General features: G+C 42.7%; 15 protein-coding genes. 7 read left to right on the top strand and 8 right to left on the bottom strand.

All coding sequences use genetic code 11. From position 1 onward, the window contains the following. Positions 1-3,217: DUF6531 domain-containing protein (locus LU351_RS12285; protein WP_232594374.1), on the bottom strand; the 3,217-nt coding region annotated here is incomplete at its 3' end. Between the two features lie 605 nt (positions 3,218-3,822). On the opposite strand from LU351_RS12285, the gene traF reads away from it, so the two are divergent. Next, positions 3,823-5,115: a conjugal transfer protein TraF gene (traF, locus tag LU351_RS12290; RefSeq protein ID WP_232594375.1), complete on the top strand. Its 1,293-nt coding sequence runs from the start codon at positions 3,823-3,825 to the stop codon at positions 5,113-5,115. Between the two features lie 86 nt (positions 5,116-5,201). Then, the gene (locus tag LU351_RS12295; protein WP_232594376.1) at positions 5,202-5,504 is read left to right on the top strand and encodes an antibiotic biosynthesis monooxygenase family protein; all 303 of its coding nucleotides are present in this window, start codon (positions 5,202-5,204) and stop codon (positions 5,502-5,504) included. A gap of 37 nt (positions 5,505-5,541) precedes the next feature. Here LU351_RS12295 and LU351_RS12300 read toward each other — a convergent pair whose 3' ends face one another. Further along, positions 5,542-6,540, bottom strand: a complete 999-nt coding sequence (locus tag LU351_RS12300; protein ID WP_232594377.1) for a glycoside hydrolase family 16 protein — start codon at positions 6,538-6,540, stop codon at positions 5,542-5,544. Here LU351_RS12300 and LU351_RS12305 point away from each other — a divergent pair. Both LU351_RS12305 and LU351_RS12310 read left to right on the top strand, forming a co-directional pair. Continuing rightward, positions 6,522-6,689: a hypothetical protein gene (locus tag LU351_RS12305; protein ID WP_232594378.1), complete on the top strand. Its 168-nt coding sequence runs from the start codon at positions 6,522-6,524 to the stop codon at positions 6,687-6,689. The genes LU351_RS12300 and LU351_RS12305 overlap by 19 nt on opposite strands. A 209-nt stretch (positions 6,690-6,898) precedes the next feature. Continuing rightward, entirely contained in the window at positions 6,899-7,558 is a 660-nt protein-coding gene (locus tag LU351_RS12310; protein ID WP_232594379.1) for an HD domain-containing protein, read from the top strand. Between the two features lie 331 nt (positions 7,559-7,889). Here LU351_RS12310 and LU351_RS12315 read toward each other — a convergent pair whose 3' ends face one another. Genes LU351_RS12315 through LU351_RS12330 form a run of 4 tightly spaced genes read right to left on the bottom strand, consistent with a single transcriptional unit; the run spans position 7,890 to position 12,234 of the window. Continuing rightward, positions 7,890-8,330, bottom strand: coding sequence for a response regulator (locus tag LU351_RS12315; RefSeq protein ID WP_232594380.1), 441 nt, complete (start codon positions 8,328-8,330; stop codon positions 7,890-7,892). A 7-nt stretch (positions 8,331-8,337) separates the two neighbouring features. Next, complete coding sequence (locus tag LU351_RS12320) at positions 8,338-10,263, bottom strand: response regulator (RefSeq protein WP_232594381.1); 1,926 nt, start codon at positions 10,261-10,263, stop codon at positions 8,338-8,340. Continuing rightward, positions 10,260-10,715 (bottom strand): response regulator, encoded by a 456-nt coding sequence (locus tag LU351_RS12325; protein WP_232594382.1) that lies wholly within the window; start codon positions 10,713-10,715, stop codon positions 10,260-10,262. Before LU351_RS12325 ends, LU351_RS12320 begins: the two co-directional genes overlap by 4 nt. A 1-nt stretch (position 10,716) precedes the next feature. After that, entirely contained in the window at positions 10,717-12,234 is a 1,518-nt protein-coding gene (locus LU351_RS12330) for a PAS domain-containing sensor histidine kinase (protein WP_232594383.1), read from the bottom strand. Between the two features lie 419 nt (positions 12,235-12,653). Between LU351_RS12330 and LU351_RS12335 the strand changes: the two genes are divergently transcribed. Next, complete coding sequence (locus tag LU351_RS12335; protein ID WP_232594384.1) at positions 12,654-14,384, top strand: two-component system response regulator; 1,731 nt, start codon at positions 12,654-12,656, stop codon at positions 14,382-14,384. Between the two features lie 3 nt (positions 14,385-14,387). Here the strand turns inward: LU351_RS12335 and LU351_RS12340 are convergent, their stop codons facing one another. Then, on the bottom strand, positions 14,388-14,756 hold the full coding sequence (locus LU351_RS12340) for an acyl-CoA thioesterase (RefSeq protein WP_232594385.1): 369 nt from the start codon (positions 14,754-14,756) through the stop codon (positions 14,388-14,390). Between the two features lie 352 nt (positions 14,757-15,108). Between LU351_RS12340 and LU351_RS12345 the strand changes: the two genes are divergently transcribed. After that, positions 15,109-17,073 (top strand): hypothetical protein, encoded by a 1,965-nt coding sequence (locus tag LU351_RS12345; protein ID WP_232594386.1) that lies wholly within the window; start codon positions 15,109-15,111, stop codon positions 17,071-17,073. A 292-nt stretch (positions 17,074-17,365) separates the two neighbouring features. Beyond that, complete coding sequence (locus tag LU351_RS12350; protein ID WP_232594387.1) at positions 17,366-19,195, top strand: DUF885 domain-containing protein; 1,830 nt, start codon at positions 17,366-17,368, stop codon at positions 19,193-19,195. A gap of 85 nt (positions 19,196-19,280) precedes the next feature. Here LU351_RS12350 and LU351_RS12355 read toward each other — a convergent pair whose 3' ends face one another. After that, positions 19,281-21,071, bottom strand: coding sequence for a PPC domain-containing protein (locus LU351_RS12355; protein ID WP_232594388.1), 1,791 nt, complete (start codon positions 21,069-21,071; stop codon positions 19,281-19,283). Positions 21,072-21,158 lie beyond the last annotated feature (87 nt).

The following is a 21,158-nucleotide window of genomic DNA, read 5'->3' on the forward strand; positions in this document are numbered from 1 at the left end:
GATGAGTGAGTTTGTCGTGCCCTTGCCAATCATGAATCACTCGCCCACAGGCATCGTAGGTCCACTTTAAGGTGCGGTGTGCATTTTTGGCTTCGGTTAATTGGCCGGAGGCATTGTATTGAAAATCGGTGACGCCATCCGGGGTATTTTCTCGTAATAATCTGCCGAACGGATCACGTTCGAATAAGGTATCGATGCCGTCGCCATTTTGCGGGTCTATCACCGCACGGCTGGCAATTAAGTGGCCCGCTTGGTTATAGGCGTAACGGGTGGTACGGCCATCAAAGCCCACTTCTTCAGTTAAGCGTTCTTTTAAATCGTATTTTAATTGGTAGCGTTCGCCCTTTTCGTTTAATAACCCAATTAAATTTCGCTCGCCATCATAAGCGTAATGCAGTGCGGTGCCGTCGGGATTAATGCGCTTCGAGACTTGGCTTAAGCCATCGTAAAAATACTGGGTACTGCGGCCTTCGGCATCGATAATTTCTGAGACTAACCCTTGCGGGTTATAGCGGTATTGGGTTTTGGCGCCGTCGGGTGTCGTTACCGCACTGATGCGATCGAGCGAGTCGTATTGGTAATGAGTCGATTGCTTTTGTGCGTGTTTAACTTCAATTAACCGCTGGGCGTTGTCATACACATAATGCTGGGTGCGCCCCATGGGGTCGTGCACGGCGGTGAGTTTGCCGTGGTTGTTCCAGAGGTAGCGAGTGGTGTTGCCTAAGGCATCGGTTACGCTGCCAACCAACCCGATGGGGTTGTAGGTGTAGGTGGTTTTATTGCCCAGCGGGTCGATGGTGGCTTTAATTTGCCCGCGCAAATTGTAGCGACGCTCCCAGGTGTGACCGTCTGGATTGGTGATTTTGCTGGGCAGGCCACTGGCGTTGTAGGCAATGGTGTGCTCGTTACCGGCCACGTCGATTTTTTTACTGAGGCGACCTTGTTTGTCGTATTCGAATTGTTCCGTGCGGCGCTCGTTATGGTGAGCGGGTAAATCCGTTTGCAGTAATTGGCCGAGGGCATTGTAGTGGTAATGGGTTTCGGCGCCCATTGGGTCTTTGTGGTAGACCGGTAACGCTCGGTCGTTAAAGCGATAGGTTTCTTCTCCGCCACGGGTATCGGTGACGGTCACGCCTTTGCCATCATCGTCCCACGCAAATTGGTAATGATAAGTGGGTACGCCATGAATGTCGTCGCCCCATTGGCGAGTGCATTTGGCACCAGGGCCTGTTTTGTCCCATTCAAAATAAAAGTGATACCCCGTTTTTAACGTGCGTTGAGTAATAATGTGTTGGTGGTATTCGTAATGTTCGCTGTTGCCACTGGCATCGGTGGCACAAATTAAATCGCCGTGTTCATTGTATTGGTATTGGACCAGTGTCGATTGTTGCCCGTCGGCGGTTTTGCGAATGACTTTTTCAATACGACCGCAGGACGATGGGATTAAATGTAGCGTGTCGCCCAAAGACGATTGAATTACCGAGAGGCGTTTGCCGTGTTGTTCATCTTCACGGTAACGAAAAACATGACGATTTTTGTAATCGTCATTAATTTCTGTCAGTGAAAATTCCGCAGAAAAAGGGGTGTGGGATTCAAAATGTTTTTGAATGCCATCGGGGGCACCGTAGGGAGTGATCACCCAGTGTCGATCATTGACACGAATGAGCGTCAGGCCTTCCACCACATTGTGGCTTTGGTTACTGGCACCGGGGATGGGAAATTCAATGATGCGCCCTTCGCCATCGTGAAATTGCAACGGTTGGTCGTCATCTTTCCAGACTATCTTTTCGGCTAAAGGGTGGCTCCAGCCAAATCCCAAAGTGGAGTCTTGCGGGTTACCACTGCGATAGGTTCTGGCCAAGGTGAGCGGTAGAGGGCCTTCCAAGGTGGCATCCACCAGAGTTAACCGTTCTTCCCCGGTTTTTAAATTGATGGGCTCACCCCCTTCACAGGCATTGCTATTGCACTGGGTCGGTTCGCCGTCAGCATTTGTACCTGTGGCATCCGTGGCATTATCGGATTCCTTGGGTTTATTTTTCTCCGCTTCAGCCTGTTTTTGGTTTGCGATTCTTTCCTCTCGCCCTTGCTTGGACGGGTCTGAGGTCGGTGTGTCTGGGGTGCTGTTAGAGGTAGGGATGTCTTTGTAATCGGCTTTTTCGGCTTTGGCAGAGTATTTTTTTAAGGCTTTTAATCGACTTTTTTGTGCTTCGGCAAATTTCAGCATGAGCTCACCCACTTTTTTAAAGTGCGTGAGTAAGCGAAGGTTTTTTGCCATGGCAACGGTCGCGCCCACACCGCCGGTGACGGCAGCTAAGACAATAGTGAGGATAATTTCGAACACACCTCCGCCCGCCATTTCTGTCCACTCTAGGCTGTGCTGGGCGGCCACATAATCTTTGGTAAATTCCCCTATCATTTGCCGCAAGGTGGGGTCGTCGTAAATTAAGGTGGCCACGTCCATGGCTTGCTCAAATTGGGCGAGGGTAATTTTAGTGGGGTCGAACCCTAATACATCCACGACTTCTTTCTTTAAGCCAGTAAGGTAGTCATCTCGCGAGTTTTCGAAACTTTTATTGTGCGCGGCGTAATCGTAAACGGATTTTGACGCAACGTAGGACAAATGTTGAGGCGAGACTTTTTGTGCTATTTCAACAATATCTTTTGCCCAGATGGCCAAGCCCCAAGCCGCCTCCCCCAGCGTCTCGCCAAACGATTGAACATGAGCACCGGCTTTACCCAACGCAGAACGTTGTTGGTAATCCGCGTCTATTTGCGCCGCTTCGGCTTGTTCCTGGGCAATAATTTGGCGCAATGCCAATTGAATTTTTTGGCGCAATAGCGCCGTTTCGTTGCTCAATTCCTGTAAAGAAAGCGGGGCTTCATTAATGCTTAAGCGGTTGTGCACCAGCGCAAGAAAAATGTCTTTTTGGAGTTGGGTAAATTTAGTCGGGGTGGGGTATTTAGGATCGCTTATGTAACGATTGGCTTCGTCTTTTATATCGGGCGTGCGGCCTGACATAAAAAACGGTTTATAAATGTCTTTCTGTAACCCGAAATATTCGTCATAAATCCGCTGTAATTCTGAAGTCGGTAAGGCTTTGACGAATTCGATGCATTCAAAATAACGGAAGTGGAAGGAAGAGGGCGATGGCATGTTTGGCCAAGCGATTTCTAATCGATAGCGTTGTCCGTCTGTGGTGGTGGCTAAAATGGCCATGCCTTGTCGTCCTTACTTGTATGCTATTTGTACGTCGTTACTTGTGGCAGTTTTTAGAACGGTTTTTATAAACAGTCGTTCTTGTAAACGGTATTTCTTGTAGAAGTGGTGAATAACAGTGAATGTGCTTATGCACCCTCAATAATGAATAATGCACACCCACAAATAGTACCTACCCAAAAATAGTACCTACCCACAAATAAATTACCTATTGATGAGTAGTGTACTAACAAAAAGAACATTAAGTATGTCAACTATAGTAAGGAAAGTGCCATTTTTGCGATATTTGTCAAACATTCTTATCTATATTCTCTCTGGTAAGGTCGAGCTTTGATCACTGGATATACTGAGCTTAATTGGGGTTATCGTGATTTCGCCTATTGGCTCACTTCGCTGGCTTTGCGCAAAAGTGTAGGAAACGTGAGAAGGTTTTCACCGGTTATGGGTTCTGATAAGGCTATTGATGCGTAAATTAGGTAGTATTGAAGAGAATAAAGATGGTGGGTTAAAGCCTTTAATGAAAAGGCGTGGGCTCTAGGTTTTAGTGTGGCTCTAGGTTTTAGTGTGGTTCTAGGTTTTAGTTTGAGTAGGGGTAGAGAGAGAAAGTGACTATCGGATTCCAATGGGTAAAAAATCGAATGGCAATTGCAATGGCGCCTGCTTTTGTATTGTCGAGTGTGAATGTCGTTGCTCAAGGTTATGGTATTTATGATGCTCGTGGCTTGGGTATGGGAGGCACGGCAACGGCGATAGGCTCCACTGATAACGGGCTATTTTACAACCCAGCACTGCTGGCTTTGCACGATGGAGATGAAGACAAAACCCGAGATGGACGAATTTATTTCCCTGTCATCACCGCTGAAATATCGCGCAGTGTATTCGACGCGGTGGACATTGAAGAAGATGAGCTGGATGAGCGTTTAACCGATTCGGTGAATGAGTTTAACAATTCCCAGACCATTAACAATGCGTTAGCCGTCGTGGATTCTGCCGATGAGCTGCTACGAGCGATATCGGAGTTAAACGACGAAAGCTTGTTTGCGAATGGGTTTAGTGGATTATCCATCACCGAACCTGGGGATCGAGAAGGCGGTGGGTTTTATATTGGCGCGAGGGTGATTGGTGGTGCCTTTCCTGATGTAACTGAGGAAGATCTCGCGCTTCTTGAAGATTATACGGAAGCCTTATTATTTGTGGGTTCATCAGGGGAAGAGGGTGTTGCTCACCCCGAGTTGTTTAATGCGGATGGAAGCTTAATTGACCCAACAGATTCGTTAACGTCCACGGCTACAGCGGCAGGTTTGGCCATTGCGGAGGTGGGTGTTTCTTTTGCAAAAGAGTATAACCTATTCGGACACCCGATTGCTGTGGGTGTGACACCGAAGTTTATGATATTGAGAACCTTTGATGCCCAACTGGATTTGGACACAGGAAATATTGACAGTGACGTCAGTGATGAAAATTTACGAGCATTAAATTTTGACTTTGGAATGGCGACGGAATTTGCCGACTACTATCGATTTGGTTTATCCGTTAAAGATGTGATTTCCAAAGATTTTGATAGTGAGACCGGGCAGACGGTAACGCTTGAGCCGAAAACTCGAATGGGGTTGGGGTATGTGCGGAATACCTGGCAGGTGGGCATGGATGTGGATGTGACTAAAGTGGATATTATTGGCACTAACCTTTCCACTCAAGACCTTTCGCTAGGGGGAGAATGGAATGTCTGGGGGCCGGTTTTTCTTCGAGGAGGATACCGTTACGACATAGAAGAAACTCGCGATGACATTTATTCGCTTGGTGTTGGCCTGCAGTTTCGTCGTTTTGTTTTTGATTTTGCCGCCAGTGATGGCAATGGAGCGCGTGGCGTTTCACTGCAAATGGGTTATGTGATGTGATTGGATTTTTGAATCTGCTCTTATTTTATTGGTCTGTATTACCCTTCAACAATGACAGAGCCTTTCCTGACTAAATGAGGTCGAATATGTTTATTGCAATGAACAAGTTTAAAATAAAGCTCGGGTGTGAACAGGAATTTATTGATATTTGGGAAGGAAGAAATACGTATCTTGCAAGTGTACCTGGGTTCAAAGAATTTCATTTATTGCGTGGCTCAAGTCATGAAGAGTATACGTCATTTGCTTCTCACTCCACATGGGAGTCCAAGGAGGCGTTTGAAGCTTGGACACAATCTGAGGCGTTCAGAAAAGCGCATGCTAATGCAGGCGCTAGAAAAGAAATTTATCTTGGCCCTCCACAGCTTGATCTTTATGAGAAGGCCTTGTAATACCGGCTCTTTAGGTTTTTGAGTATTTAATGAATATTTAAAAGGTAGCGATGTCACTCTTTGGAGGTGTGATAGAAGGCGGTTTTTGAAAGACCCGTACATAATCCACTTCCATCGTTTGAGGGAATGGTGTTTGGGGCGTGGGGCCACCTGGGAGATCTCCACCCACGGCGACGTTTAAAATAAGATAAAACGATTGGTTGAAGGGGGCAGGGTAAGCTCCTGCTGAGGTATACTTTTGTGTTTGGTAATGTTCGCCATCAATATACCAACGGATTTCTCCCTTTTCCCACTCAATGGCGTAGGTATGGAATGTATCCACTACGCTGGTTTTGGGGCTGAAAGTTTTCGTGGTATGAATGTTTTTCGGGAAGTTATCGCCGTGGAGGAGGGTGCCGAACACTTCGTTTTTACCGCTTTTTCGTAGGTTGATCGCTTCCATAATATGGATCTCGCCACACGATGTTTGGCAGGTGTTCGGCAGCATCGAAACGGCTGGCCATAGCCCTTGTCCATGGGGCAGTTTGGCTCGAATTTCAAAGCGCCCGTAGGTCCAGTCGGCTTTATCAAAGGTTCGCAGTCGTGCCGACGTGTATTGTCGGGTAATACCTTTATACAGAAACTCCTCTTTGATAGCTCTAATGTGCAGTTGTCCACTTTCTACCCAAGCATTTTCTTTTCGCTCGGTATAATACTGTAGCTCGTTGTTGTCGCCGCCCTCTGCGTTGATTTCGAGGCTCCATTTGTCAGTATCAATGCGATTCCCTTCAAACTCATCATTCCATGCAAGAAACCATCGGCCACTCCGTGTGTCTATGAATTTAGGGGCTGAGGATTTAGGGGCTGAAGATTTAGGAGCCGGGAGCTTTGATGAAAGCGAAGTTGATTGTGAAAGTGTTTGTGCAATGAGGTAAGGAGAAAGGAGGAAGATGCTGAATAATAAGCTCAGTTTTACAAGGAGATAGCGCCTTCTATTTCGTTGAAGGAGCGCGTGAGACGATAGCTGAAGAGTCGAGTTTGAATGAAATTTGTTCAAGAAATGATGCCCCCATACATTACCCTTTTTATCACGAGTGGTTGGAAAAAGAGTGGTTAGAAAAAGAGTGGTTAGAAAAAGAGTGGTTAGAAAAAGAGTGGTTAGATAGAAAAAGAGTCGCTGAAAAAGTGCCTCGGAAATCGCAATAAAAAGGTCATGATACTGAATTGTGATGGTTCGACCACCATTTGTAACGATGAGTTCAAAGAGTCGGAATCGTCCTTCATTGTATGTTCACTTATCGAGTATTTAGAGTGAGTATTCACTGAGGCATTCGGCAAAAATGAGGCAAAGCTTAAATCCGCTCTGCCATAAAAATTAAGATACTTAAGCCATTAAGAGAACTAAGACGTAAATAATGACAGAGCAAACAGTCGCCGCAGAGGCTCCATTAGAGCACCTTTGGTATGAACTCATGAATACCACATTGGGTGAGCAATGGCTTTCTAGCCCTGATATAAAGCAGCAGGCTGCGCAGTGGTTTAAGGCTTTAGTCAGCGCTTATGAAGAAGCACACCGAAGCTACCATACGTTGGAGCACATCGCTTCCATGCTTAACTTACTCAATGCTGCAAACATAGACGATGTGGCGGCACACTGGGCGGTTTGGTTTCATGATTACATCTACCAACCTGGCGCGAAAGACAATGAAAGTTTGAGTGCGGCTGTTGCTCAAGAGGTGATGGAATCTTTAGGGGTGAAAACTTCTATTATCCTTCGGGCGACGGCGATTATCTTAGCCACAAAGTCCCATCTGCCACCGGTTAACAGTGACGAGGCGTTTAAAGCGGTATTGGATGCCGATATGGCCATATTAGGCTCAGAGCCTTCGGAGTTTCAAACCTATTCAAATCGTGTAAGAGCTGAATTTCGCCGTGTGCCAACACTGCTCTACAAAATTGGCCGGCGTAAATTCTTACGCGATGTCTTGCAACAGCCCCGTATTTTTCACACAGAATGGTTTTTTGAACGATTTGAGCAACAGGCACGAGCCAATCTGTTAAAAGCATTAAAGTAATTTATCAATTGTATTGAGGTTGCGGGTGTCACCCTTCTCGGGTGGGCTGGAAATAAATCACTTTTTTAGGAAAGCAAGAAAAAAGTTATTTCCTGGGGAACTAAGTAATAGAGGAGACACTCTATAATTATATGCAGCAAGTAAACCATATCATTCAATTCACTCCCAGTTTGTCTGATATGTTTTTGCATGGTGTATATAGTTTCACATTCCCTAAGGTGTTGCTTTGGGCGCTAGTGATAGCGCCCTTTTCTTTTATATTCTGTGCGGCTATTTGTATTTACTTTCTACATCGGTTTTAGGTGGAATTTATGTGTTGTTTAGGTGGACTTTATGTGTCGTTTTGGTGGGGTAGATGCACAATTCGCCAATAGCCTTCCAGCATTTGAATCATGTCAATAAATTCTTTTCCTACTTGATCTTTAACGAAATACCCTGCGACATTTCTCTCATAACTTTTGTTGATGTCGGTGTCATCAGAAGAGGTTGTCAATACAAAAATAGTCGTGCTTTTTAGAGAATCATCACTCCGGATTTTATTTAACAATCCTAACCCATCAAGTCTAGGCATTCGCAAGTCCAGCAGCGTAATATAAGGCTGGGGTATTTTGTCGTTTTTCATAAGTTCAAAGGCTTCGATACCATCTTTCGCTCGTATAATAGTGTTGGCGATACGTTCATGATGGAAGCTGCGTTCGATCGTCATAAAGTCGACGTCATCATCTTCAACGACAAACACGGTGATTTCGGAGATAGCGCTTTTGGCGTGCATAGGCGAATTAATGTTTTTGATGTTGATGAGACAAACATTCTGTTTGTGCGATGGGTGTTGGCCAATGAATATGGAAGGTTGAGCCTGCGCCTATGCTCGACGTTAAGGTGATGTTTCCACCAAAATTATCGAGCATTTTTTTGACAAACGATAGTCCCATGCCGCTGCCTTCTTTTTCATCTCTCGATTTTAATGTTTGGAAAAGTTCAAAGATCTGAGTGTGATACTGTGGGTCAATACCTGCGCCATCGTCAGTAACATCAATATAGTAATCATGATCGCTTTTTTTGCAGGTGATATCAATCTTTCCGGTAGTATTAGGGTGATGTTTAATTGCGTTTGAAATAAGATTTTGTAGTACCATTCGTAGTGGAACTTCAGGTAAGAAGAGTGATGTCTCAGTTGTCTTAATGATAAAGTTATCTGAATTATCAATAAGTAGAAGCAAGTCATTCACAAAACTTTTTAGCGATATTTGCTTGGGGTTGGCGTTTAACTTGCTTAGTCTCGAATACGCTAATAGGTCGGACAGTAATTTATCCATGCGCTGAGCTCTATTTTTGATGAGCTCAAAATGTTTTTGACTTTCTTCTGGTAATAGACTTTGGCAATCCTGCTCTATCCATGAGGTCAATTTTGAGATGGCGTTAATGGGTGAGCGTAAATCATGGGAGGCGATGTAGGCAAACTGATCCAAGTCTTGATTGGACTGTTTTAGGTGCTCAATAAGGCGCTCTCTTTCGGTCACGTCGTTCCATATGGTAAGAATGAAAGGGTTGCCTTGGGCATCTGAAAAACGAGTTTTTCGAATGTGTAGTGTTTTTCTCGTCCCATTCGGAAAAATAGAAGTATTGATAGCTTCACTCAATCCGGTATTCAGGGCTTCATTGTTGGTTCTGATAAACTCTTCTCTGTTTTCATTAATCAGTGAAGGGCTAATGGGGTTGCCGATGACTTTACTTTGTGAGCTTTCTGGATGGAGCGATAAAAAGTGCTTGTTTGCTTGCACAATATTGTGGTGGCTGTCTTGTACAAAAAGGTAAAAGGGGCTGCTGTCTAATATCAATTGTTGGAAATTAAGGGCGTCTGCGAGTTGGTCTCGGGCGGAAGAGAGTTTGGTGTCAATGGTGGCGTAATTGGCTTCCAGCTTCTTGGTTTCAATTGCAGAATGCACAACATTCTTTAATAGTGTAGGGGATATGTCGTTTTTAACGATGTAATTTTGAGCGCCATGCTTGATGCTTTGTACTGCAATATTTTCATCACCTTGTCCTGTCATCATAATAATGGCAAGAAAAGGGTATTTTTTTGACAGTGTTTTAATGATGTCAATGCCCGATTCATTTGGCATGGAATAATCCAGTAATACACAGTCAGGTATTTCTTCATTAATGCGTTGAATGCCAGAAAGCCCCGAGGCTGCTTCATTAAAGCAGTACTGATACTGATCGTTTTTTTTCAATTGCCTTATGCAAAGCTCACGGTCATCAGGATTGTCATCAATAATTAAAATAGAAAAAAGATTGCTGTTGTGGGCGGGTGATGTTTCTGATAAAGCATTCATAATACTTTCTGAAAGCGTATTAAAAAGTGTGTAGCGTTTGTAAATACAGTCGTGGGCGCCATGTTGGAGTAGCTGAGAAATGGTGTGTTTGTCAATGTTATCGCAAAGTGCAATGATGGGGGTGTTGGGGTAGTATTCTTGTAATTCAAGAAGTGTTGTTAACCGAGCCCCTTCTTTTAAGTTGTACTCTAATGCTATACAGCTGAAGTGGGTGGTACCTTGAGGAAATTGTGTGAGTGCTTCTTTGTGGCTTTTTGTTAATGATATTTCAAAATGTTCTGGTCTATCTTGATAAAAGTCGTTCAGTTTAAAAGCGATATATTCTGCGCTTTTATCAATGATAAGAATGTTGTGTGATGATTGAGTCATAAAGTTGATTTATTTAAATGGCGAGGTAATATGGCAACATTAAACCAATACTGTTTAAATTTGTGAACTACATCTGTTAAGCCATTCATGTCAATGGGTTTTTGTATATAAGTGCTTGCGCCACTTGCATAACAAATATCAATGTCATTCTCGTCTTTTGAGGTGGTCAAAATAATCACAGGAATGGATTTTAGGGACGTATTTTTTTTGATGATTTTAAGTAATTCTCTTCCGTCTATTCCTGGCATGTTTAAATCCAGTAAAATTAATGTCGGAGGAGATGATATGTCGTTATGATACCGCCCTTCTTTAAATAGGTAATCTTTGGCTTCTTGGCCTGATTGGCACCATTTTATTGGGTTGATGATGTGATTCTTTCTGAAACTACGTTCTGTGGCTTCGTAGTCATCAATATTGTCATCAATCAATAATATTGTTGAAAGGTCTTCCAAATTAAACACCCTCCTTAAATTCTTGGTTTTTCGACTTTAAGGTGAAATAAAAGATTGTACCTTCATCTATTCTAGAGTCTAGCCATATTTCTCCATTATGTTTTTCGACAATTTTTTTGACGAAGGTGAGGCCAACGCCTGATCCTTTGGTAATTTCACTTTCTTCATTAAGCCTTTTAAAAATTTTAAAGATGTCGCTGTGGAAGCGTTTATCAATGCCAATGCCGTTGTCTTCAATATAGAATGCTTGATAAGTTTCTTCGTCATTCGGATTTTTAATTGATTTATAGCCTATATGAATATTTTTTTGAGGTTTATTGTTATATTTTATGGCGTTAACGATGAGGTTTCTAAAAAGCTCTCTTGTTCTTGGCTTGTCACAGTAAATAGTCGGTAAATCGTCTTCTAGTTTGATGTGTATATCCTGTGAATCAGGTTCAATAACCGTTTCAATGACATCCGTTACGAGATCTTTAATATTGCACTCCTGAATAGCCAGGGCTTGTCGACCAAGGCGAGAGTAATAAAGCAATTCATCGACTAATCGTTCCATTCGCCTGCAGAGAAAGTTTATTCTATTTATGCGTCGGTTCCCACCTTCCTCAATGAGTGCAGCATAATCTTCTTGTAAAAATTGAGCGTTATTGGCAATGCCTCGAAGGGGCTCTTTTAAATCATGAGAAGCAATATAGGCAAACTGATCTAATTCTTGGTTGCTGGTTTCAAGATTTTTAATAAATTGTTCAATGGATTTTTCTGCTTCTTTTTTGGTAGTGATGTCTCGAATGGTGCCAACATAAAGTGTTTCTTTAAAGGTTTCTAGTTTGTTAACGCCTAATTCCATGGGGAAGACTTCCCCTGATTTTCGACAGGCTAGTATCTCTCTACCCATGCCAATAACCTTTTTTTCCCCCGTGCTTTCATAATTGCTCAGGTAAGTGTCATGCTCCGAACGATAGGGTTCAGGCATGAGTATTTTGACGTTGTTGCCTAATACTTCCTCACGCGTATAGCCGAATATTCGTGAAGCGGAAGGGTTGAATTCTTGAATAATACCCAAGTGATCGATGATAATTAGCCCATCCAATACGGTGTTCATAATCGCCTGTGATCGCTCGGCATGATCTTTAATGTCTTTTTCGGCTAGTTTTCTCTCACTAATATCTCTTATCGTTCCTACAAAAAATTTTTCTCCATCCAGTTCCATGCCATTCACACCGAGCTCCATTGGAAATTGTTCTCCTGACTTACGTCTGGCAATGATTTCTCGCCCTTTTCCGATAACTTTCTTAATACCAGTTTTAAGATGGTTGCTTAAATATTGATCATGCTCAGAATGATAAGGATCTGGCATTAAAATTTTGACATTTTTATTTAAAACTTCGCTAGATTTATAACCAAAAATACGCGATGCAGAGTCGTTGAATGCTAAGATAATTCCATTTTGATCAATAATGATGAGTCCATCGATAACGGTTTTCATAACTGCTTGTAAAACATCGTTGTGGGAAAATTTCATAGCAGTTTTTATCCTTTTTTCAATGTGTCATTTTTTTTGGTTTATTCTTATAGAGGTGCTTGGGGTGCATAAATTTCTAAAGTATGGCAGTGATGCAGGGTGGGGTGTATTAAATTTTATGTGGTGGTGAGTTTTTTGATTTTCTGTCGTTTATGGCATTTTTTTTCTTTTTTTGGATGATTTTAGTGTAATTTTATAAGTGTTTTTTGAGGATTATATTAATTGCCTTAGAAATGTTGATAGTGTTTGACTTGGGGGTCGTTGTATGATTTGAGTGTTCTGTTAAAGCGCTTTTTGGTTTTACTTTTTTTATGGGTTTATTTAAAAGTTTAAGGATTTTGCTTTTGTTTGATTTTTGCTTGATTTGTGGGAGTGACTGGTTTTCTAACTGTTATTTTAAAGGGTTATAGAGGTCGGGTATGAATTTTTTGTTAGTGGATGACGATGCTGTAGATCGTGAAATGGTCAAACGCTCTTTGTTCGGTTTTTCTCAGGAGTTGCAAGTGTTGGAAGCGTCTTCTGTCGATGATGCGCTTGATCAATGTGCTCAGGAAAAGTTTGATGTTATTTTGCTTGATTATCGTATGCCCAAAAAAAATGGAGTGGATTTTATTCTCGCGCTTGGCGTGGGAGAGCGTGCCCGAAAAAATGTGGTTGTGATGATGAGTAACAGTGAGGATGAGAATTTAGCCCTAGAGTGTATTGATGCCGGAGCTCAAGATTTTATTTTGAAAAAAGAAATAAATTCCAGTCGTTTGCGACGTGTAATTGTGCAGGCGAAGAAACGCTTCGACTTGGAAAATAAGCTTCGGGAGAGCTATTTTCAGGTAAAATATTTGGCGGAACGTGATCAGCTGACTTCTTTAGCAAATAGATACCTCTTTGAAGAGTCGTTAAAATTGGCCATAGCGAATGTTCAGCGTTCGAATAAATATTTGTCTTTACTGCTGTTTGATATTGATAACTTTAAATTTATCAATGATACATTAGGCCATAGTGTGGGAGATTTGTTGTTGGTGAATGTATGTCAGCGTGTTAATGAGCATTTGCGAGGAGATGAGCTTTTTGCACGATTGGGGGGGGATGAGTTTGTCATTTTGGTGAAAGAAGATAAAGATCTTCATGGTGCAAGAAAAATTGCTGATCGTATTCACATGGCATTAGGGGAGCCTTTTTTCCTAAATGATAAGGAAGTGTGGGTAACGGTGAGTATTGGCATTACCGTATGTAAAAAAGAGAATGCGCTGGCATCGGAAGAATTAATGAAGCAAGCTGATATTGCTATGTATCGCTCAAAAAAAGAAGGAAAAGGCAATACACGCTTTTTTGAAAAAGGTTTACAAAAAGAAGTAGAGAATCGAATCAGTATGGAGTCTGGTTTGATGATGGGTTTGAAACGGGAAGAGTTTTTCTTACTTTATCAACCAATTGTGAATGCTAAGGACGGTAATTTGGTTCGCTGTGAAGTATTGTTAAGGTGGCGCAGGCGCGGCATTATCATAACACCCCAGGATTTTTTAACGATTGCTGAAGATTCTCGTAAAATTTGTATCATTGGTCGGTGGGTGATAAGCCGAGCTGTCGAACAAGTTTTTGTTTGGAAGCAGCAATTTACAGTGGATGTTAATATTGCTATTAATTTATCGGGTGTACAACTGACAGATCCCAACTTGCCAGAATATATTGTTGATTGTTGCCAGCGTTTTGGAGTATCACCTTCTTGTATTGAATTTGAGCTTTCAGAAACGGCATTATTGGAGGTGAATCAGTTGGCGATTCATACCCTTGAAACATTGAGTAGTTTAGGGTGTAGCATTGCTCTTGATGATTTTGGTACAGGCTATTCTTCCATTACCTATTTACGGAATTTTCCAATATCGACATTAAAGATAGACCGATCCATTATTCCGTCGTCTCAACATAATGAAAAAGACAAGGCACTATTCTCAGGATTATTAAAAATGGTGAATACCATGGGGTTGCACTCGGTTGCAGAAGGTGTTGAAACCATAGATATGGTGAATTATTGTGTTCAGCAAGGCGTTGAATGCCTTCAAGGGCATTATTTCTCCAAGCCTCTAACGATAATGGAATTTAATCAGCAGTATCTTGCAGGCTTGGACAGTAATCTACAGTACTCTAAGCATTAGGTATTAATTACCTACACCTTCCATTAAGCTGAATTTGTTTCCGGCTTCATCAATACACACCAGAGTGACTTGAGTTGAAAAAATAGGCTCGTCGGGGGTGCTCAGTGAGCTGGCTACCATCACATTGACTTCATAGGTCACTGAAGTATTTCCCATGGCGATTTTTTTCGCATCAAACATCACAATGCTGCCTAATTCCACCTGTCGCTTAAAACTGACTTCGTTCATTCCGGCGGTAACAAAGCGCTTGCCTGGGTGATCCAACCTTGCGGCCATATAGGCAGATTCATCGACCCATTTTAATAGTGTTCCACCAAATAAGTAGCCGTAGTGGTTTAAGTGTTCTGTTAAAACAAGTTGGTAGTTTTCCATTGTGTTCTCTTCTTCTTAATGACTTTTTCTAAAGCGCTTTATTTTAAATCAATATCCATCTGTGACCGCATGGTCTTCATTATTTGTGTGCTAAATTGCCATTGGTTGAGTGAATTTTAGCCTTCTTTACAAATCTTAACATAAGTATTATTGAACCAGTTTGCATTTTAACGATAATCCGGCGCTCATTTTTCTCATATAAAACGAACTTAATTTTTCATTTCGCTTGTGAAATACGTCGGTGACAGATTGTTATTGCCCACCGTCGGTTGGTCGTTTTTATACTCCATTACACTCGAAACTCTTAGGAATGCTGAGTTTCCCTACGTTTGAAATTTATCAGGATTGAGTTATGAATAAATTATTCAACACCCTTCTGCTTGGTGTTGTCGCCGCCCTTTCTGGTTGTCTGGAAGTGGAAGACAATAATAATGATGACGTTACAGTCACTTATGAAGAGATAACGGTAACCGCTCGTGGAAGAGTAGTGGATGCCTACGATGAGCGAGAGGTGTCTTCTGCGTCAATCACGGTAAAACGTGGTGATACAGTGTTGATTGATTCTTATGAAGCAGAAAATGGACGTTTTGAATTGCCTGAGCTACCAGCAGGAGCGGACTTGGAGTTTATTATTTCAAGCACGAATGGCGAATTTATGCAGCGTGTTTTTTATTCTGAGTTAAATGGTTATCTTGGCTCAGATAATTATGAAGATATTGGCTTGCTGAAAGTCTCTCAACCTATCACGGTGGATTTTTCCGTCGTTAATGAAGAAACACAAGAGGTTATTTCGAATCTTGAGTTTTATGCTCATTCTCACGCTGAATTACAAGAAGGCCGCTATTATCGCTACAATGGTGCTTCCAGTTATCAAGATTATGCCCATAGAAGTACATTCAACAGTGAGCGAGGCGTTTATGAAATTACGCTCCCTCAGCACATTGATACGAATGTATTGTTAGATTTGGATGTGGATGGCGATGGTCTTGAGGATTACCATAGTGCCCGCTTTGGTGTTACTACAGTAGATGGTGTCTTAACCATTGCGGAAGCGAATACGGATTGGCTGGGAACTTTGGAATTAGAAGTGGGTGTTAGAGGCGCCATCGAGTTTCGTATTTCAGTACTTGATGAGCAATTGCAACCCATTCCAACCGCAATATTTTATAACGATGATTCGGTGGCCCTTAGTGAGTCTCGCTATGATGAGGCTTTAGGTCAACACATTGTTGAGGCGCTTGTTCGTCCAGAAGGAGCGGATTTGCGGATGCCTGCGTTTACGTATAACGATGTAAATTATCAAAGTGCAACGATTGATATTTTCGGTTCGGGTCGAGATAGAGTTAATGTCCAATTTGGTAATGTTAACAATCTTGATTCCTATGTTGGATTTGATATCCGTCCAGTAATTGATTTGGTCGTTATGCCAAAAATTGCGGATCAGTCCAGCAGTGTTAATTTATTGCACGCGGGTGTTAATTCAGAGGGTGCTCTTCAGGCTTTCTATTCTGAGCCCATCACTATTGAAGCGAGTGAGGTGGCTCTTTTCGAAAATGGTTCTTCAAGAATCGTGAGAGATGGTAGTGGCTCGACACAAATCTTACGTCGTGGAGGTGCCGTCCCTGTAGATGTCTCAATGGATCTAAATGGCACACGTTTGACGGTAATACCAGCTCAACCTTTATTGGATCAAGTGGCGTATCAATACAGTGTGGGTGACTTTACGGTGAATGCCGAAGGTGACCAGATGATATCAGTAGACTTATCTGTTGATGACAGCATCCGTTTTAGTGCTGGTGAGAATGGTTCAGTGGGTGAGTTTAACCCCGCTATGATTAAAGCCGATAACCGTAATTATCGAACCAATAATGTTGAGATCATAACGGAAAACTCTGCAGGCTTCGGATCATTCGGAGGTAGAGGGGCTGGCGAAGTTTATTTATATTTTCCTCCGTCAATTGTCGGTTTGCAAACTTTGTATATTCGTGTCGTATCTGTTACTAGAAATGGAGTCGTGGAAGCAGAGGATAGTCGTTTAAGATCTATTATTACCTCTGGCAATAGCCCAAGTGCAGACCTTAGGCATGTGGTGGTATCTGTTTCAGATAATGAAAACGTCAATGTATATTCGTCGAATGAGATTCTTTTAGGAACTGCTTTTGAAGAGGGCTTGTCCTATTATGAAGTCAATTTATATGGCTCTTTCTATTTGCAAGATAATGAATCAAGCAATGTAAACTCTGTAACTATCGAGTATTCTTATCAAACTCGAAATGGGGATACCACTACAGGTGAGATGACCCTCCCTGTTCAATAGAGATTGATTACTTCCACATAGAACCCAAAAACGCGCCTTTAGGCGCGTTTTTGGGTTCTAACCTATGCAAAAAGTAGATTTCTTAAAAGTCTCTTTTGGTGTTGAGGAAGGCGGGTTGTTATTCGTTTCAATTCCAAGCAGCTTTTATTCCGAATATGGAGTGGTTCTGCCCATGGCAGCTGTGAAGACAGTACAGCCATTGTTCTAGCCCGTGTAACTTACGGGTGTGTGGGTGAAACCAGAGTGAAAAATCTGGTGTTTTATTAATCAAATTAGAATGTTGGAATTTTACATGCGAGGCAAGAAAAAATTACTTTCCCTAGCATTGGCGGCAGCAATGGGATTGCCGTTGTTGAGCGGATGTTCCTTACTGGATAAGTCACCACTGGCGGAAAAAGAAGTCGTCAGTGAGCAAGAGCGCTTGATGGCGTACCTTGATCAGATCAATGAAGAAAACTTAGAGCGCTCCCCGATAACGTCTACCTATCGTGGTCGCAAAGACGGCTATGGAGAGTGGGATGACGCCAGCGAGGCGGCTGCTATAGAAGAGCATAAAATTACGTTGAAGCGTAAAGCCAAGTTGGCAAAATTTGACGCCGCTCAAATGGATACTCAAGGGCAGCTAAGCCTAAAAATTGCTCAGTTGTATATGGATCGTAGCATTGCTGGTTATGAGTTTCGTCATAACGATTACGTGATGCAGCAGTTTAGTGCCTGGCACACTTGGATTCCAAGTTTATTGATCAATATCCATCGTGTGAAAACCGAGCAAGATTTAAAAGATTATTTATCTCGCGTTGAAAAGGTCGATGATTTGTTCGAACAAGTTATTGATAACATGAGAATTCAAGCGGAGAAAGGCGTTTATCCTCCGCGCTGGAGTTATCCACAAATGTTGGCGGCGTCAGCTAATGTGATTAAGGGCGCGCCTTTTCAGGGTGGAAAAGACAACACGTTATTTGCGGATTTTAAGAAAAAATTAGACTCTCTGAATTTAAGCGAGCACAAGTCTGTTAAATACACAGAGCAAATGATGAAGGCGTTGTTGACGTCTATTAAGCCCGCGTATAAATCATTGATTGCGGAATTAGAGGCGCAATATGAAGTAGCCCCTGAAGGTGATGGTGTCTGGCGTTTACCCAATGGCGATGATTATTACCGTTATTTATTAAATTATTATACCACGACAGATTTGACTGCCGACGAGGTTCATCAGCTTGGTTTGGAGAATGTTCAGCGTATTCATAATGAAATGCGTGAGATCATGAAGCAGGTTGGTTTTGAAGGCACGTTACAAGAATTTTTTGCCTTTATGCGTGAAGACAAGCAATTCTATTACGACAATACTGATGAAGGTCGAGCGGCGTATTTGGAGAAGTCCGTAGAATTGATTGATACGGTTCGTGAGGTATTGCCTGAGTATTTCGGAATCTTCCCGAAAGCGGAACTGGAAGTGAAGCGTGTTGAGGCATTCCGGGAAGCCAGTGCCGGTAAAGCCTTCTACCAGGGCCCACCACCCGATGGCAGCCGTCCAGGTATTTATTATGTGAATTTATACAAAATGGAAGATATGCCTTCTTATCAAATGGAAGCGTTGGCTTATCATGAGGGCATTCCTGGGCACCATATGCAGTTGGCAATTACCGCTGAATTGGAGGGGGTGCCCGAATTCCAAAAATTTGTCCGCTTTACCGCTTATACGGAAGGCTGGGGTTTGTATAGTGAGTACCTAGCAAAAGAAATGGGTTTCTATGAAGATCCTTATTCTGACTTTGGTCGTTTAGCGATGGAGTTGTGGCGTGCATGTCGTTTGGTGGTGGATACGGGGATTCACTCCAAAAAGTGGACAAGAGAAGAAGCAATTCAGTATCTTCAAGATAATACGCCGAACCCTGCAAACGATACTGTAAAAGCGATTGAGCGTTACATTGTTTATCCAGGTCAAGCAACCTCTTATTTAATTGGCAAAATTAAAATTGTGGAGTTGCGTGAAGCGGCGAAGAAGGCACTGGGTGATAAATTTGATATCCGTGGTTTTCATGATGAAATTTTGAAGGATGGCCCTGTTGCATTGTCGATTTTGGAAGACAAAATCAATGCATGGGTAGAAGCTCAGCGCTAACTGCTGTTAGCGTTCACCATAAAAAAACGCCACTCACGTTACGTGAGCGGCGTTTTTTTATGGTGAGTCGGGTTTTCCGATTGGATTAGTTGGTTTGACAGCCATGCGCAGCACGGACTTCATCGATCATATCCAGTAATACTTGCCCTTCACTGGTGTTGATGCGAATTTCATCCAAATAGGCTTGATGCTTGGTGGAAGGCGACCATGATGTGTTGTTATTTAACGCATCGAGTAGTGCAAACGTGGCGCCCCATAATACCAGTGTATCTTCACGGACGTTAAAATCATTCATCATGTGTTCAAAATCTTGCGGATGATTTTGCTTTGCCCATAGCAAGTAGCGTGGTGCGGCCCAGGCAAAATTCAGAAGATAATTCACATGGTATTGTGTGCCGGTAATATCATAAAACTGGTAATCTGCTGCGACAGAGTGAAAATATTCTGTCCATTCGTCGTACATGGTTTGAATACCTTGATCTCCGGTGGTCGAACCGTAATTAAAGTAGGTACTGTTGGCATCACCGTCTAAATTATCATGAAACGGATCGCGTGAAATTTCTTGACGAGGAAAATAATCTCGGCGAGGCTGTTGAAGGTTATACCCTTCTGAGACGTAGTAGTTTGAAAAGCCATTCGCCTCATGGCCACATTCGTGAACAATTAGCCCATAGTTGGTTTCCCAGCCATATTCAGGGTTATTGGGGCTTCCATCGTCCCACCACCAATCTTCAATGCAATTGGGTTGGGCTTTTTGTGTGACAACATCGTACATGTACGGGTAGCCTTGAGATAACGCCTTGCGTGTGAATTCAACGATACCGGCTTTGGTTTCGTTGCCTTCCACTTCGTTGATCATGCTTTGATAATCCACTTCAAGGCTGGGCAGTGTTAATTGATATTGCCCATCGGTACAGCTGGCATTGGTGAATTCTTCAAACATTCCACCTGGTGTGGGTGGAGTGGGTGTACCGCCACCGCCGCCTCCACCATCATTACCTTCTTGGTAGTTGGCGACGAGAGTGAGATTTGAAAAGTCACTGAAGGCATTAATCATAATGTGATAAGTGCCTGCCTGGGGGGGGTTAAATGAGCAGGCCTCATTGTTGCCGCTGCGGTAAGGACGGCAATCGTAATTTCCGGTTTGAGGTTCATTACCATAGGCAACGTACAGGTCTGCATCACCGGAGCCACCGCTCATCTCGATGGACAAATTGCGTGCGTTGTCTGGAATGTCCAGTGTGAAGCGAAGTTGTTCAGATCGGTTTCCGCTTAATCCAGATATGGGATTGCCGTTGGTCAGTGAGGCGTTATCTGGTGTGGTCGGAGGTGGCTGATCATTATCGTTAGACGTTGAAGTCAGTTCGATATTTCGGAAAGTACTGCGGTTATTTTTTCGACCTTTGTCTTTATCATTCACCAATACTAAACGCATGGTATCGCCAGTGTAATATTGTCCTATTGGAATGCTGAAAGTTTGGTACTCCCCTGAGGCGGTGTAGCCAAATTCACCACGAATTCCCCAATTACTTTGTGAGCCAGAGAGTTTGAAAAAACGATTGGAGGATTCTTTATCATCTTCTTCAAAGCCAATACCGTGAAATTCACCGCGAGAATTACTTTTAAATTCAAATGTTAAGACAGAGTCTTCCGTGATTGTGTAAAACTGATTGGTTGCACGCCAGCGATTGCCGCGCATTTCATAGCTGTTATCGCTATTGTTGAATACGGCTTTTCCTGTTTCGGTATCTTGATCCGAAAAGCCAGACATGCCAGATAAATCGATCGGCATGGCCCACGCATTGGATACCGCCATCGCGATGATTGTAACAAGGGTAGATCGGTGCGTAAGTTGCCAGGTTTTCTTTGTGATCATAGTTATTCTCTAAGCCTTCTGACGTGACGTTATTTATTACATTGAGCGCGGTATTTTTGTAGTTATTGCTGTCGTATTCTGAATGTG

Source organism: Marinibactrum halimedae (genome assembly GCF_021234875.1).
GTDB lineage: Bacteria > Pseudomonadota > Gammaproteobacteria > Pseudomonadales > Cellvibrionaceae > Marinibactrum > Marinibactrum halimedae.

What these genes read in the sequence shown, in the direction of transcription:
- LU351_RS12335 (WP_232594384.1), top strand. Translation starts at nt 12,654, where the DNA reads ATGAATTTTTTGTTAGTGGATGACGATGCTGTAGATCGTGAAATGGTC.
- LU351_RS12320 (WP_232594381.1), bottom strand. Translation starts at nt 10,263, where the DNA reads ATGACTCAATCATCACACAACATTCTTATCATTGATAAAAGCGCAGAA.
- LU351_RS12330 (WP_232594383.1), bottom strand. Translation starts at nt 12,234, where the DNA reads ATGAAATTTTCCCACAACGATGTTTTACAAGCAGTTATGAAAACCGTT.
- LU351_RS12350 (WP_232594387.1), top strand. Translation starts at nt 17,366, where the DNA reads ATGCGAGGCAAGAAAAAATTACTTTCCCTAGCATTGGCGGCAGCAATG.
- LU351_RS12315 (WP_232594380.1), bottom strand. Translation starts at nt 8,330, where the DNA reads ATGCACGCCAAAAGCGCTATCTCCGAAATCACCGTGTTTGTCGTTGAA.
- LU351_RS12310 (WP_232594379.1), top strand. Translation starts at nt 6,899, where the DNA reads ATGACAGAGCAAACAGTCGCCGCAGAGGCTCCATTAGAGCACCTTTGG.
- LU351_RS12345 (WP_232594386.1), top strand. Translation starts at nt 15,109, where the DNA reads ATGAATAAATTATTCAACACCCTTCTGCTTGGTGTTGTCGCCGCCCTT.
- LU351_RS12295 (WP_232594376.1), top strand. Translation starts at nt 5,202, where the DNA reads ATGTTTATTGCAATGAACAAGTTTAAAATAAAGCTCGGGTGTGAACAG.
- LU351_RS12340 (WP_232594385.1), bottom strand. Translation starts at nt 14,756, where the DNA reads ATGGAAAACTACCAACTTGTTTTAACAGAACACTTAAACCACTACGGC.
- LU351_RS12355 (WP_232594388.1), bottom strand. Translation starts at nt 21,071, where the DNA reads ATGATCACAAAGAAAACCTGGCAACTTACGCACCGATCTACCCTTGTT.